Origin of the sequence: Pontibacillus salicampi (assembly GCF_042434395.1) — a bacterium.
Classification (GTDB): Bacteria; Bacillota; Bacilli; order Bacillales; family BH030062; genus Pontibacillus; species Pontibacillus salicampi.
Genome location: NZ_JBHLTP010000020.1, coordinates 39,551 through 52,688, shown reverse-complemented (window position 1 = coordinate 52,688; position 13,138 = coordinate 39,551). Strand labels below are relative to the sequence as shown.

15 protein-coding genes and 1 rRNA gene are annotated in these 13,138 nt (G+C 41.6%); 15 read left to right on the top strand and 1 reads right to left on the bottom strand.

Features of this window, described 5'->3' with window-relative positions:
- The first annotated feature begins 9 nt into the window (after positions 1-9).
- The 12 genes from rrf (at position 10) to rsmI (ending at position 7,813) form a co-directional block, all read left to right on the top strand.
- Positions 10-124: ribosomal RNA gene (rrf, locus tag ACFFGV_RS18950) — 5S ribosomal RNA — on the top strand.
- Positions 125-347: 223 nt separating this feature from the next.
- Positions 348-539: a sigma factor G inhibitor Gin gene (locus tag ACFFGV_RS18945; protein WP_377351258.1), complete on the top strand. Its 192-nt coding sequence runs from the start codon at positions 348-350 to the stop codon at positions 537-539.
- A gap of 114 nt (positions 540-653) precedes the next feature.
- Positions 654-2,087 carry an aminotransferase class I/II-fold pyridoxal phosphate-dependent enzyme gene (locus tag ACFFGV_RS18940; protein WP_377351256.1) on the top strand — a complete coding sequence of 478 codons (1,434 nt, stop codon included), beginning with the start codon at positions 654-656 and terminating at the stop codon, positions 2,085-2,087.
- A 13-nt stretch (positions 2,088-2,100) separates the two neighbouring features.
- Positions 2,101-2,733: a dTMP kinase gene (gene tmk, locus ACFFGV_RS18935; RefSeq protein ID WP_377351254.1), complete on the top strand. Its 633-nt coding sequence runs from the start codon at positions 2,101-2,103 to the stop codon at positions 2,731-2,733.
- A 75-nt stretch (positions 2,734-2,808) separates the two neighbouring features.
- Positions 2,809-3,138: a cyclic di-AMP receptor DarA gene (gene darA / locus ACFFGV_RS18930; RefSeq protein WP_377351252.1), complete on the top strand. Its 330-nt coding sequence runs from the start codon at positions 2,809-2,811 to the stop codon at positions 3,136-3,138.
- 27 nt (positions 3,139-3,165) lie between these two features.
- Entirely contained in the window at positions 3,166-3,606 is a 441-nt protein-coding gene (locus ACFFGV_RS18925; RefSeq protein ID WP_377351250.1) for a YaaR family protein, read from the top strand.
- A gap of 14 nt (positions 3,607-3,620) precedes the next feature.
- On the top strand, positions 3,621-4,607 hold the full coding sequence (gene holB / locus ACFFGV_RS18920) for a DNA polymerase III subunit delta' (RefSeq protein ID WP_377351248.1): 987 nt from the start codon (positions 3,621-3,623) through the stop codon (positions 4,605-4,607).
- A 6-nt stretch (positions 4,608-4,613) separates the two neighbouring features.
- Positions 4,614-5,441 (top strand): PSP1 domain-containing protein, encoded by an 828-nt coding sequence (locus tag ACFFGV_RS18915; RefSeq protein WP_377351246.1) that lies wholly within the window; start codon positions 4,614-4,616, stop codon positions 5,439-5,441.
- A 16-nt stretch (positions 5,442-5,457) separates the two neighbouring features.
- The gene (yabA, locus tag ACFFGV_RS18910) at positions 5,458-5,805 is read left to right on the top strand and encodes a DNA replication initiation control protein YabA (protein WP_377351244.1); all 348 of its coding nucleotides are present in this window, start codon (positions 5,458-5,460) and stop codon (positions 5,803-5,805) included.
- A gap of 88 nt (positions 5,806-5,893) precedes the next feature.
- Entirely contained in the window at positions 5,894-6,631 is a 738-nt protein-coding gene (locus ACFFGV_RS18905) for a tRNA1(Val) (adenine(37)-N6)-methyltransferase (protein WP_377351242.1), read from the top strand.
- A complete protein-coding gene (locus tag ACFFGV_RS18900; RefSeq protein WP_377351240.1) occupies positions 6,624-6,893 on the top strand; it encodes a GIY-YIG nuclease family protein in 270 nt (89 codons plus the stop codon). The genes ACFFGV_RS18905 and ACFFGV_RS18900 overlap by 8 nt, the downstream gene beginning before the upstream one ends.
- A 41-nt stretch (positions 6,894-6,934) precedes the next feature.
- Positions 6,935-7,813, top strand: coding sequence for a 16S rRNA (cytidine(1402)-2'-O)-methyltransferase (rsmI, locus tag ACFFGV_RS18895; protein ID WP_377351238.1), 879 nt, complete (start codon positions 6,935-6,937; stop codon positions 7,811-7,813).
- 60 nt (positions 7,814-7,873) lie between these two features.
- On the opposite strand, the gene abrB is transcribed toward rsmI, so the two are convergent.
- Entirely contained in the window at positions 7,874-8,161 is a 288-nt protein-coding gene (abrB, locus tag ACFFGV_RS18890; protein WP_377351235.1) for a transition state genes transcriptional regulator AbrB, read from the bottom strand.
- Positions 8,162-8,672: 511 nt separating this feature from the next.
- Here abrB and metG point away from each other — a divergent pair.
- From metG to ACFFGV_RS18875, 3 genes are all read left to right on the top strand, one after another.
- On the top strand, positions 8,673-10,628 hold the full coding sequence (gene metG, locus ACFFGV_RS18885) for a methionine--tRNA ligase (protein WP_377351233.1): 1,956 nt from the start codon (positions 8,673-8,675) through the stop codon (positions 10,626-10,628).
- Positions 10,629-10,891: 263 nt separating this feature from the next.
- Positions 10,892-11,662 carry a TatD family hydrolase gene (locus tag ACFFGV_RS18880; protein WP_377351231.1) on the top strand — a complete coding sequence of 257 codons (771 nt, stop codon included), beginning with the start codon at positions 10,892-10,894 and terminating at the stop codon, positions 11,660-11,662.
- Positions 11,663-11,874: 212 nt separating this feature from the next.
- On the top strand, positions 11,875-13,077 hold the full coding sequence (locus ACFFGV_RS18875; RefSeq protein ID WP_377351229.1) for a ubiquitin-like domain-containing protein: 1,203 nt from the start codon (positions 11,875-11,877) through the stop codon (positions 13,075-13,077).
- Positions 13,078-13,138: the final 61 nt, after the last annotated feature.

Sequence of the window (13,138 nt, the reverse complement as noted above, 5' to 3'; positions counted from 1 at the left end):
TAATCGAAGTATGGTGGCTTAAGCGAAGAGGTCACACCTGTTCCCATGCCGAACACAGCAGTTAAGCTCTTCAGCGCCGATGGTAGTCGGGGTTTTCCCCCGCAAGAGTAGGACGCCGCCATGCACACAAGTAATCCCTTCCGATACTGTCGGAGGGGATTTTTTTAGAACATCGGAACCAGTAACGGTTAACGGTTTGGTGATTACGAATGTATAGACAATAAATATAAGAGCGGTACAGACACCTGTTCTGGGCGCCTCTCATACCATGTAAAGAAACTATTATTGAAGAATATGTATATAGTTCGTTAGATTAGGAGATACTAGTCTTACGGAGGTGGAGAACCATGGGCGAAGGGCGTCGGAAAGAGCGTTGTGGTGTTTGTGAATTAGAAAAAGAGAATGGCATTCATCTATATAACATGTATATTTGTGGATCTTGTGAAGAGGAAATCATAGATACTGATCCATCAGAGCAAAAATATCAATATTTTCTTAAGAAGATGAGGATTATGAATCAAACTACCTTATACTCATAATACATGTACTCACCGAACTAATTGGTTCGGTTTTTTTGTGTTTCCTATTATGAGGCAGCACCCCATTGTTTGTTACAATAATAGAAAGAGATTGAGTATAGAAAGGAAAGTACTATGAATCAGCGACATACCCCTCTATTTGATGCAATACAATCACACCATCAGCGCCAACCTGTTTCTATGCATGTTCCTGGTCATAAAAATGGACGGGTTTTCCCGGAAAAAGGCAGAGCATTCTTTGAAACGATGTTGTCGATTGACTATACAGAACTAACCAATCTGGATGATTTGCATGAACCAGAAGGCTGTATAAAGGAAGCACAGGAATTAGCGGCACAATGGTTTGGGGCAAGGGAGTCCTTTTTTTTAATAGGTGGCAGTACGGTAGGCAATCTAGCTATGATTCTAGCAGTTCATCAACGTGGAAAACCGATTATCGTGCAACGAGATTGTCACAAGTCGGTAATGCATGGATTAGAATTAGCCGGGGCTTTACCAGTATTTGTGGCCCCTTCCTATGATTCGTCCGTGGATATAGATGGGACTCTTTCGGCCATGGAGGCATACCCAGATGCATCGGGAGTTGTTTTAACCTACCCAACGTATTTTGGTCACACCTATCATTTGGAACGCATCATAAAACGAGCTAAGGAATTAAATATCTTAGTACTTGTCGATGAAGCACATGGCGTTCACTTTTCGCATTCCGATGTACTACCTCCCTCTGCATTGGAGCTTGGGGCGGATGTGGTGGTTCAATCCGCTCATAAAATGGCACCATCTATGACGATGGGATCCTATTTACATATTGCTCAACAGGCTGGGATGTCCATTCGTAATAAGCTGGCAAATTATTTGCAGATGGTTCAATCAAGCAGCCCCTCTTATCCGATTATGGCTTCTCTAGATTTAGCGAGGTATTACTTAGCAAATGTAACAAAAGAGGCTCTCTTGAAAAGTATCCTGTCGGTTTCTCAGTTCAGAGAAGGACTTGCCAAGATTTCCATTTGGGATGTGGCTCCTTGTCGAGCGAAGGATGACCCGTTTAAGGTAACCATAAGGGTGAAAGATTGGTATGATGCACAGGAAATTGCTTCTATATTAGAAGCTAAAGGCTTTTATCCAGAGCTTGTTTATCAGCAGAGCATATTACTTCTGTTTGGCTTAGAGGGAATATCGAATGTAGAGGGATATATACAGATATTTCAAGAGGTAGAACAGGAAGTGACCGCCCATAGAAATACTCAGCGTGCTACAATAGAAGCAGTGTCTATGTTTGAGGGGATTCCTTATCAAAAGGCTGCATATCATTATTTACAGCTATCGGAGATGGAAACGGAGTTTGTACTCTGGCATGAGGTAGAAAATCGAATCGCATGTAATCATATCATTCCATATCCGCCAGGGATTCCGTTAATTATGAAGGGAGAGCGTGTAACCAAGCAGCAAGTAGATGTATTGCACACCCTTCTCAAACAAAGAATACACATACAGACGAATGAAGCTTCCCTCGAGGAAGGGATGCATGTATATAGAGAACGCAGGTAAAGGAGAATGATTTGTGACTGGTCGGTTTATTACATTTGAAGGTGGCGATGGCGCCGGTAAGTCTTCAGTGCTAAAAGCGTTACACGATAAGCTAGTACAGGAAGGATATGACGTAGTTGCGACGAGGGAACCAGGTGGTGTCGAAATCGCCGAAAAGATTCGCAACGTTATTTTAGATACTTCTCATACTGCAATGGACGGCAGGACAGAGGCCTTGTTATATGCTGCTGCACGAAGGCAGCATTTAGTAGAAGTCGTCATGCCAGCTTTGAGTGAGGGTAAGATGGTGCTGTGTGATCGCTTTATCGATAGCAGTCTGGCCTATCAGGGATATGCTAGAGGATTAGGAATGGATGAAGTATATAAGATAAATGAATTTGCTGTTGAAGACTGTATGCCGGATTTAACGTTATTATTTGATCTATCACCAGAAGAGGGGCTGGCAAGAATAGCAGGTAATAAAGGAAGAGAGCAAAATCGTCTAGACTTGGAAAAAATTCAATTCCATCATGATGTCTATGCTGCTTATCAGACCATTTTAGAGAAATTCAAAGATCGAATAAGCGTCATTGATGCTTCTAAAACAGAGGAAGAAGTACTGCAGGAAGTATATGACACACTAATTCCATACCTTCAATGCGATTGATGTATTCGTTTTTATGACAATTCTTGTTATAATAGAACTAAATGCTTCCCAATGATTTAAGGAGGAAGAATCACAGTGAAATTAATTATTGCGGTTATTCAAGATAAAGATAGTAATCGGTTAACAGACGCTTTATCCGATCATAACTATAAGACCACTAAGCTATCCACTACTGGGGGCTTCCTTAAGGAAGGAAACACAACCTTAATGATTGGAGTGGAGGATCACCAGGTGGATGATGTACTGGATGTCATTCGAGATAACTGCAGCCAGCGAGATCAGATGGTAGCTCCTATCTCTCCAATGGGTGGAAATGCCGATTCCTATATACCGAAACCAGTAAAGGTTGAAGTTGGCGGTGCTACAGTATTCGTCATGCCTGTCGAGTCTTTCTTTCAGTTTTAAGCAGTATGGAGTAAGGGAGATACGTTCATGAAGATTGGACAAGATTTGCGGACGCAATTAGATACCAATACGAAAAATCTGAAGCAGCTTCCCCCATCAGGGAAAGGGTTTGACGCACTTGTCCAAACACAGGCAAGTAAAATGCAGGAGAATCAGCTTCAGCGTTTAATGGATGATATTACGAAGCAAGGCGAACGAGTCGCCCGTTTTCGTTCCTTCAAGGATTTAGCTAAGTATAAACGTTTAGTCAAATCATTTCTTGAAGAATCCGTGCAATATGGGATGAACTTGAAGCAATCCCATAACTGGAATATGCATGGACAAAGCCGGAAGCTGACTATAGTGGAATCCGTGGATGAGAAGCTAATGGAGTTAACAGACGCAGTGGTGCAGCAAGAGAAGAAATCTATAGATATATTAGGAATCATTGGAGAAATTAAAGGACTATTAGTTAACCTTTATGCGTAAGGTAGTGAACATATATGGCAACATGGACTGAGATGGCAAACTTGCAGCCGACTGTATCTAAAATGCTGACTAACAGTATTAAAAAAGATCGTGTAGCGCATGCCTATTTGTTTCAGGGTTCTAAAGGAACCGGAAAATTACAGATGAGCCTTCTTTTTGCACAAAGTTTCTTCTGTTCCTATCGAGATGGTATTGAGCCTTGCCATAGCTGTAAGGATTGTAAGCGTATTTCTTCCGGGAATCACCCGGATGTACACGTCATCCAGCCAGACGGTCAATCCATTAAGAAAGAACAGATTCTTCATTTGCAAAAAGAGTTTACCTATACTGGACTTGAGTCCAATCAAAAAGTATATATTGTAGAAGATGCAGATAAAATGACAACGAATGCATCCAATCGATTGCTTAAATTTTTGGAGGAACCCAATCGGCAAACGATTGCCATGCTGCTAACGGAAAATGGCCAATCCTTATTGGATACCATCCGTTCCAGGTGTCAAATAATGGCGTTCCAGCCTCTCAATCCTCAAAATATCACGAACAAGCTCATGGAGGACGGTATGACGGAGTCTACAGCACGTCTCATGAGTGAGTTAACGAATAATATAGAGCAAGCTAAGGAGATTAGTGAGGATGAGTGGTTTGCTAAGGCAAGAAAATTAGTGATACAATTAATAGAAGTGCTTCAAGATAAGCCCAGCGAGGCTTTATTATTTATAAATAATCAGTGGATGAGTCATTTTAAGGATAAAGACCTTATGAACCAGGGACTTGATTTACTCATGCTTTGGTTTAAGGATGTCGTATATGAACACGTAGAGAACGAATCAGCAATTGTGTTCATTAAAGAAAGGGAACGCATACAGACTAGTACGTATCACTGGTCTAAGCAACAAGCGACAGAGGCATTAAGTGCCATCTTAGAGGCTAAACGCAAGCTAGTATCAAATGTTCATCCTACCCTGGTGATGGAACAACTCACGCTTCAAATACAGAGGTGATATAGATTGGTTGAAGTTGTTGGCGTACGTTTTAAACAAGCAGGGAAGATTTATTACTTCGACCCAGATGCTTTTCAAATAACGAAAGATGATTATGTAATTGTCGAGACGGTTAGAGGAATTGAATTTGGAAAAGTGGTAATAGCTAATAAACAAGTCGATGAGGAAGATATCGTCTTACCATTGAAAAAAGTCATCCGCATTGCGGATAATAAAGATAAGATAGCTGTTTCCGAGAATAAAGATAACGCTAAAGAAGCGTATGACGTCTGTACTCAGAAAATAAGAGAACATAAATTAGATATGAATCTGGTGGATGTGGAGTACACGTTTGATCGAAATAAGGTTATTTTTTATTTCACTGCAGACGGGCGCGTTGATTTTCGTCAGCTAGTAAAAGATTTAGCTTCTGTCTTTAAGACACGTATAGAGCTAAGACAAATAGGGGTGCGGGATGAGGCAAAAATGCTAGGCGGTATTGGACCGTGTGGACGAATGTTGTGCTGTTCTACATTCTTAGGTGATTTTGAACCAGTATCCATAAAGATGGCGAAGGACCAAAACCTTTCTCTCAATCCCGCGAAAATTTCTGGATTATGTGGTCGCCTCATGTGTTGTTTGAAATATGAAAATGACGACTATGAAACCGCTAAGAAGGAAATGCCGGATATTGGGGAAGATATTAAAACCCCTCAAGGTGCAGGACGTGTAGTAGGCTTAAACATCCTAGAACGTATTGTACAAATCGAACTACCTGACAAAGAACGTATGTTAGAATATACGCTAGACGAGCTCATACAAGAAGGTGCCGTACAAACGCAAGCCACAGAATGATGGGGTGGATTTAAGCGTGAACAAAAAAGAAGTATTTGAACAAGTGTCCCATATGGAAGAACAAATTGGTCAGTTATACCAGCAGCTTGGTGATTTAAAAAAGCAGCTGGTGGAATTGCTGGAGGAAAATCAGCATTTATCTATCGAGAATCATCATCTTAGACAACGCCTGGAGAAAGAGAATGATGAGAATGGAAGTGTCCCCTCTAGCCCCGAGCAGGATAGAGGGGCTCTTATAGGCGAAGGGTACGATAACTTGGCCCGTCTGTATGAGGAAGGCTTTCATATTTGCAATCTTCATTTTGGGAGCCCTAGGGATGAGGATTGCTTATTTTGCCTGTCCTTCTTAAACAAAAACAAGTAATGATGGAATCCTAGCACAAGCCCTTTCAGTGCTAGGATTTTCATATGTTTTCATAGAATGTAATGGCAGATGGGGAGTGACAATACGAATGGAATTACACGGTGACGAACGAATTGATTATTTACTAGCGGAAGAGGATATGCGGATTATCCAAAGCCCAAGTGTTTTCGCTTTTTCCTTGGATGCGGTGCTGTTAGCTAAATTTGCCTATGTTCCTATCAAGAGAGGCAACATATTGGATTTATGTACGGGGAACGGGGTAATTCCGTTATTTTTAACAAGGCGATCCTCCTCACCCATTCTCGGGGTGGAAATTCAGGAGCGTCTATACGATATGGCTGTTCGAAATGTAGACTTAAACCAAATTGGAGAACAAGTATCCATACAACAAGGAGATTTACGTGATATGCCTGCCGTGCTAGGGCATGGACGCTTTGATGTTGTTACATGTAACCCTCCTTATTTCCCAACCCCTAAAGAGGACGAACTCAATGTAAATGAACACCTAGCGATTGCAAGACACGAAATTCATTGTACTCTCGAGGAGGTCGTATGGGCCTGTAGTCGATTAGTTAAGCCTGGTGGGAAAGTTTCCTTGGTTCACCGTCCCGGCAGATTAATTGAAATCATTGAGTTATTTCGAAAATATCGTTTAGAGCCAAAACGAATTCAGTTCGTGTATCCACGGGTAGGAAAGGAAGCGAACATGCTGCTGATAGAAGGAGCAAGGGATGGAAAGCCGGACGTCAAAATGCTTCCTCCTCTATTCATCTATAATGAACAGAACGAATACACACCTCAATTGAAGGAGATATTGTATGGGTGAGCATACCGTGTATATATTGCAATGTAAGGATAGCACCCTATATACAGGTTACACGAATGATTTGGATAAGCGTCTGCGTATGCATGAAGAGGGGAAGGGTGCTAAATACACAAGAGGAAGAGGTCCGTTTACGGTTGTATATATAGCAGTATTCCCTACAAAAAATGAAGCCCTGCAGGAGGAATATCGGATAAAACAACTGACCAGAACACAAAAGAATGTGTTAATTAGTTCTTTTACCACAGGCTTTGTTCAACCCTAAAACGGAAGCTTAACTATCCATACAGAAAGGTTGGAAAGCTGATGAACATACAAAAAAGCTATCAACAATCAGAGGACAGCCGGGGTAGATTATATATCGTGCCAACCCCGATAGGGAATTTAGAGGATATTACGTATAGGGCACTAAAGACATTGGAGCAAGTAGCAATCATTGCAGCAGAGGATACAAGGCAAACGAGAAAGCTGCTGACCCATTTCGATATCCATACCCCGCTTATGAGCTATCACGAACATAATAAACTGAATAAAGAAACTCAGCTTCTCGACGCACTAGCAGAGGGGAAGGATATAGCCATTGTCAGTGATGCGGGGATGCCAGGTATTTCAGATCCTGGTTATGAGATTGTTAAGGCAGCTATTGCTAAAGAACTGAACGTCATTGTTCTGCCAGGAGCGAATGCGGCACTTTGTGCACTAGTTGGTTCTGGACTCGATACATCCCAATTTCACTTTTATGGATTTCTTCCAAGAAAGAAGAAGGAACGAAAGGAAGAGCTGGAGCAGCTAAAAAAAATGACGACTACCCTGCTGTTTTATGAATCACCTCATCGGATTAAAGAAATGATGAAGCATATACAGGAAGTATTTGGGGAACGGCCGGTGGCGCTAGCAAGAGAGCTGACAAAGAAATATGAGGAATTTGTGAGAGGCAGTACCTCTGAAATAGTAGAATGGCTTCAGGGGAATGAGATTCGTGGAGAATTTTGCGTCATTGTGGAAGGAAATCCGGAAGAACAGGCTGCTGATGATACTGGCTGGTGGGCTTCTTTCTCTATAATGGACCATGTAGAACAGTATATGGAGCAAGGACTTTCCTCAAAGGATGCCATCAAACAAGCGGCTAAGGACCGCAACATGCCAAAACGTGAAGTCTATCAAGCCTACCACGTCGAGGAATAAAACATATAAAAAACCCCGCTTCATCCAGCGGGGTTTTGTCGTCTCTTTTTTGTCTCTTTTTTATTTGTTTTGGTTATCTAGGCTGTTTTGAATCTCAGACATTAGTTCTTTTGCACCTTCAGGGCTTAGAACTAATTTACCATTAGCAAGGCTCATGTTGTTGTCAGATACTTCACCAGTTACGTGGCAAGTCATGTTAGGCTTGTATTTTTTCAATACAATCTGATCATCATCCACATAAATTTCAAGAGCATCCTTTTCATTGATTCCTAGAGTACGGCGTAATTCGATAGGAATTACCACACGACCTAGCTCATCGACCTTACGTACAATACCAGTAGATTTCATAAATTAATAACTCCCCTCACTCAGTTTTTGATAGTTCTCTCTCTTTTCGTCATGATTCGACATTTCTATACCACATATCGTACCAATCATTCCAAAGCATGTCAATTCTTTTATTTCCCATATTGCGCAAAAATTTAACAGATATGCTTGGAAGAGGATTGCTATATGAAACTATTATACCATGAATAAGTGAAAATTTACCTGTTAATATTTTGTATGCCAATATATATCATTATTATGGTATCTAATACATGATTCGACAGAATTCGACCATACTTGAGGGTGGATTCTACAAAAATTTAGTAGCTTTTCCGATTTCTTGACATAAAGAAAAAGGTTTTTGTATAGTTTTTTGTTAGAGATGGAAATAATGCTAATTAATCGGTAAAATAGAAGGTATCTGTCCATTAAGTATTAGTAGGATTGAGATGCTATGGAAAAAGTCCTCTCGTCTTTTGTGGACGGGAGTTTTATTATAGGAATGGTACATAATTGTTGAGGAGGGAAATACATGGCGGAAGAAAAGAAGACTTTTTATATTACAACCCCGATTTACTACCCAAGTGGAAACCTGCATATTGGCCACGCATACACAACTGTAGCAGGAGATGCGATGGCACGTTATAAACGGTTAAGAGGCTTTGATGTCATGTACTTGACCGGTACAGATGAGCATGGTCAGAAGATTCAGCGTAAAGCGGATGAGAAAGGCGAAACCCCACAGGAATATGTGGATCATATCGTAGGTGGGATTAAAAACCTGTGGGAGAAAATGGACATCTCTATTGATGATTTTATCCGAACAACGGAGGATCGTCATACCCAAGTGGTAGAGCAAATCTTCTCCTATTTAGTAGAAAAAGGGGACATCTATTTAGATGAATATGAAGGATGGTACTGTACTTCGTGTGAATCCTTCTTTACGGAAAGACAGCTGGAAAATGGCCGTTGTCCGGACTGTGGAAATGAAGTAGAAAAAGTGAAGGAAGAATCGTACTTCTTCAAGATGAGTAAATATGTGGACCAGCTTCTCGAGTTTTATGATCAGAATCCTGAATTCATTCAACCTGAAAGCCGTAAGAATGAAATGATTAATAACTTTATCAAGCCAGGGCTGGAGGATTTGGCGGTATCCCGTACGACCTTTGAATGGGGAGTTAAAGTACCAGGTGATCCAAAGCATGTAATCTACGTATGGATCGACGCATTAAGTAACTATATTACAGCGCTTGGTTATGGAACGAACAATGATGAACGCTATCAGAAATATTGGCCTGCGGATGTGCATTTAATGAGTAAGGAAATTGTTCGTTTCCACACCATCTACTGGCCTATTATGCTGATGGCCCTTGATGTACCGCTTCCGAAAAAGGTGTTTGCACACGGCTGGATTTTAATGAAGGACGGTAAAATGTCTAAATCGAAAGGGAACGTTGTGGACCCGGTTGATCTTATCGATCGTTATGGCCTAGATGCTTTACGTTATTACCTGCTGCGCGAGGTACCATTTGGTTCTGATGGCGTATTTACACCAGAAGGTTTCGTAGAGCGTACCAACTATGACTTAGCTAACGACCTTGGTAACCTGTTAAATCGTACGGTTGCTATGATTAGTAAATACTTTGATGGCCAGATTCCATCCTTCCGTACTGGAGAAGAGCCAGTGGATACAGCGTTAGAGGATTTCGCAAAGGATACACGAGCTAGTGTAGAACAAGCAATGGAGAACATGGAATTCTCGGTAGCGTTAAATAAGCTATGGAGCTTCATTAGTCGTACTAACAAGTATATTGATGAGACGACACCTTGGATTCTTGCTAAGGACGAGTCCAAGCAAGAGCGCCTCGGCAATGTGATGGCACATCTAGCTGAATCATTACGCCATATTGCTGTGATGCTGCAGCCGTTCATGACTCGTACACCACAGCAAATTGTTGGCCAGCTTGGATTAACAGGTGACGAATATCTATCCTGGGAAAGCCTTGATCAGCTTGGAATGATTCCTGCTGGTACAACCGTGCAGAAGGGTCAGCCTATCTTCCCGCGTTTAGAAACAGAGGAAGAAACTCAAATCATCAAAGATATGATGAAGGGTGCCTCTCCACAGCAGGAGGAAGAAGAGCCAGAAGCAGAACAAACAGAAGAAATCGCTATTGATGACTTTATGAAGATAGATTTAAGAGTTGCCGAAGTAGTGGAAGCTGACAAGCATCCGAAAGCAGACAAACTGCTGCGCTTACAGTTGGATTTAGGTTCAGAAAGCCGTCAGGTAGTATCCGGCATTGCTAAATACTACAATCCAGAAGACTTAGTAGGTCGCAAAGTAGTATGTGTTACCAATTTAAAACCTGTTAAACTTCGCGGAGAGTTATCACAAGGAATGGTATTATCCGCTGAAGATGAAAACGGTGATCTAACGCTAGTTTCCATTGATCAGAATCAACCAAATGGGTCAGTAGTTAAATAAATAATAGGGATGTTACGGCATTCCGTTCAGCTTGCAGAGAAACGCTCGTTTCCTGCAAGCTTTTTTTCTTGCTTTAAACACGCCCCCAATCCTTCCATATTCAAAGAGAGAAACGAGTAAATACGTGTCGAAAAAAGGGAAAGGGGCAGACTATAGCGAAAGAGGTAGTTGGGAATACATACACGTTTAATCGAACTACTTAAGAAACTAAGATACTGGTGTTACAATGATGACACAAAATCGAATTAAAGGAGATATACTATATGCTATTTGATACACATGTACACTTGAATGCAAGACAATTTGATGATGACCGAGAAGAAACGATTAAACGGGCAAGGGACGCTGGTGTGGAATATATGGTTGTCGTAGGGTTTGATAGAGAAACCATTCCTTTAGCGATAGAAATTGCCGAAACCCATGAGCATATTTATGCAGCTGTAGGGTGGCATCCAGTTGATGCTGTAGATATGGAATCAAAGGATTTGGAGTGGCTCGAGGAACTATCGGCACATCCGAAAGTGGTGGCGCTTGGTGAAATGGGCTTGGATTATTATTGGGATAAATCGCCAGCAGAGGTGCAAAAGGACGTATTTAGAAAGCAAATCCAACTAGCTAAAAAGGTAAATATGCCAATCATTATCCATAACCGTGAAGCAACAAAGGATATCGTCGACATATTGAAGGAGGAGCGAGCAGAAGAAGTAGGAGGCATTATGCATTGCTATAATGATGTGGTGGAATATGCGAAAGAATGTGTAGAGATGAACTTTTACATATCCTTAGGGGGGCCTGTCACCTTTAAGAATGCAAGAGATCCGAAAGAAGTAGCGGAAGCAATTGATCTTGAGCACATGCTGATTGAAACGGATTGTCCATTTCTAGCACCGCATCCAAACCGCGGAACACGGAATGAACCTGCCTATGTGAAGCTGGTTGCAGAAAAAGTTGCAGAAATTAAAGGACTTTCGCTCGAAGAAGTTGGTCAGAAAACGACAGAAAATGCTTTTAAATTATTTCGTCTAAACCAATAACTCCGCAAAAAGTGGCAGCGGTAGGGGGGAATTGGAGGCTCTTGTATATACGTGTCGAAACTTTTGGGTTTCCAATTTCTCTATTACCGTTTATAGTAATAAGAGCTTGGCTGAAGGGGTTCTGGGTAATTATGCCATAACGACCAGAATCTGATTTGACAGCTAACTTATGCGGTGAGTATAATCTACTGCATGGATAAAGGAGGCAGAGCATGAAGAAGCTTGTGTTGTCAGTAGTAAGTTCTGTAGTGTTTTTTGCCTTGCTCGGTAGCTTTACCTACGAAGCTCTTAAAGCGGAGGTAACGGTAAGCACTAATGAAGAGACAAAGACAGTGCGTACACACGCCAAAACAGTTGGCGATCTACTAGCAAGCCTTGACATCGATGTTCAGTCACACGATAAAATCTCGCACTCCACAGAAGCGGACATTACATCAGGAATGAAGATAGACTATCAATCTGCTAAAGCGGTGACGCTGACGGTTGATGATCAAACTAAACAATATTACACAGTTCAAGATACAGTAAAAGATTTTTTCCAGGCTAAGGACGTATCTATATCCGATCGGGACCATTTGTCTCATGAGAAAGGTGCGACAATTAAGGATGGTATGAGTATAGACGTACGAAAAGCGTTTGAGGTTTCATTAAATGACGGCGGCAAGGAAAAAAATATTTGGACTACTGCTCAGACAGTAGAGAAATTCCTTGAAGAGCAAGGAATTGAGTTAGGCAAGCAAGATACATTGAAGCAGAACACATCGGATGCCCTATCACATGATTCATCCGACGTAACGATTACTCGTGTGGAAAAAGTGACAGACGTAGTGGAAGAATCACTCGACTATGCAGTAGTAAAACGAAATGATGAATCGATTGAAAAAGGCGATGAAAAAGTAGTACAAAGTGGTAAAGAAGGCGTTGTGGAGAAGCATTATGAGGTAACGCTTGAAAACGGGAAAGAAGTGAAGCGGGAGCTAGTGGAAGAGAAGACTGCTAAGGAAAGTAAGGACAAGATTGTCGCTGTAGGAACGAAGGTAATTCAGCAAAACGTTTCCCGTAAGTCCTCCAGCAGCAGTAATAGCAATAATAACAATAATACTAATAATCCGTCCGGCAGCAGTAAAACTCTTTACATGTCCGCAACAGCTTATACTGCCAACTGTTCTGGTTGTACAGGTGTGACCACTACCGGTATTAATTTGAAATCAAATCCAAACCAGAAGGTCGTAGCAGTGGACCCAAGTGTTATACCCCTCGGTACTCGTGTGTGGGTAGAGGGCTACGGATATGCTGTAGCAGGTGACACGGGATCAGCTATTAAAGGAAACAAGATTGATCTCTATTATCAATCGAAAAGCGCCGCGAACTCATTTGGAAGGCGGCAAGTCAGAGTGAAGGTGCTAGGTAAGTAAAGCAGGGGGAAACCTCTGCTCTTTTTTTTTGTGCCGTCCATCATTGGTTGCTCCGGGGCTA

Bases quoted from the DNA above. Each gene is read 5' to 3' on its own strand.
- ACFFGV_RS18905 (WP_377351242.1), top strand. From the start codon at position 5,894: ATGGAATTACACGGTGACGAACGAATTGATTATTTACTAGCGGAAGAG.
- ACFFGV_RS18880 (WP_377351231.1), top strand. From the start codon at position 10,892: ATGCTATTTGATACACATGTACACTTGAATGCAAGACAATTTGATGAT.
- holB (WP_377351248.1), top strand. From the start codon at position 3,621: ATGGCAACATGGACTGAGATGGCAAACTTGCAGCCGACTGTATCTAAA.
- rsmI (WP_377351238.1), top strand. From the start codon at position 6,935: ATGAACATACAAAAAAGCTATCAACAATCAGAGGACAGCCGGGGTAGA.
- ACFFGV_RS18900 (WP_377351240.1), top strand. From the start codon at position 6,624: ATGGGTGAGCATACCGTGTATATATTGCAATGTAAGGATAGCACCCTA.
- ACFFGV_RS18875 (WP_377351229.1), top strand. From the start codon at position 11,875: ATGAAGAAGCTTGTGTTGTCAGTAGTAAGTTCTGTAGTGTTTTTTGCC.
- ACFFGV_RS18940 (WP_377351256.1), top strand. From the start codon at position 654: ATGAATCAGCGACATACCCCTCTATTTGATGCAATACAATCACACCAT.
- ACFFGV_RS18945 (WP_377351258.1), top strand. From the start codon at position 348: ATGGGCGAAGGGCGTCGGAAAGAGCGTTGTGGTGTTTGTGAATTAGAA.
- metG (WP_377351233.1), top strand. From the start codon at position 8,673: ATGGCGGAAGAAAAGAAGACTTTTTATATTACAACCCCGATTTACTAC.
- ACFFGV_RS18925 (WP_377351250.1), top strand. From the start codon at position 3,166: ATGAAGATTGGACAAGATTTGCGGACGCAATTAGATACCAATACGAAA.
- abrB (WP_377351235.1), bottom strand. From the start codon at position 8,161: ATGAAATCTACTGGTATTGTACGTAAGGTCGATGAGCTAGGTCGTGTG.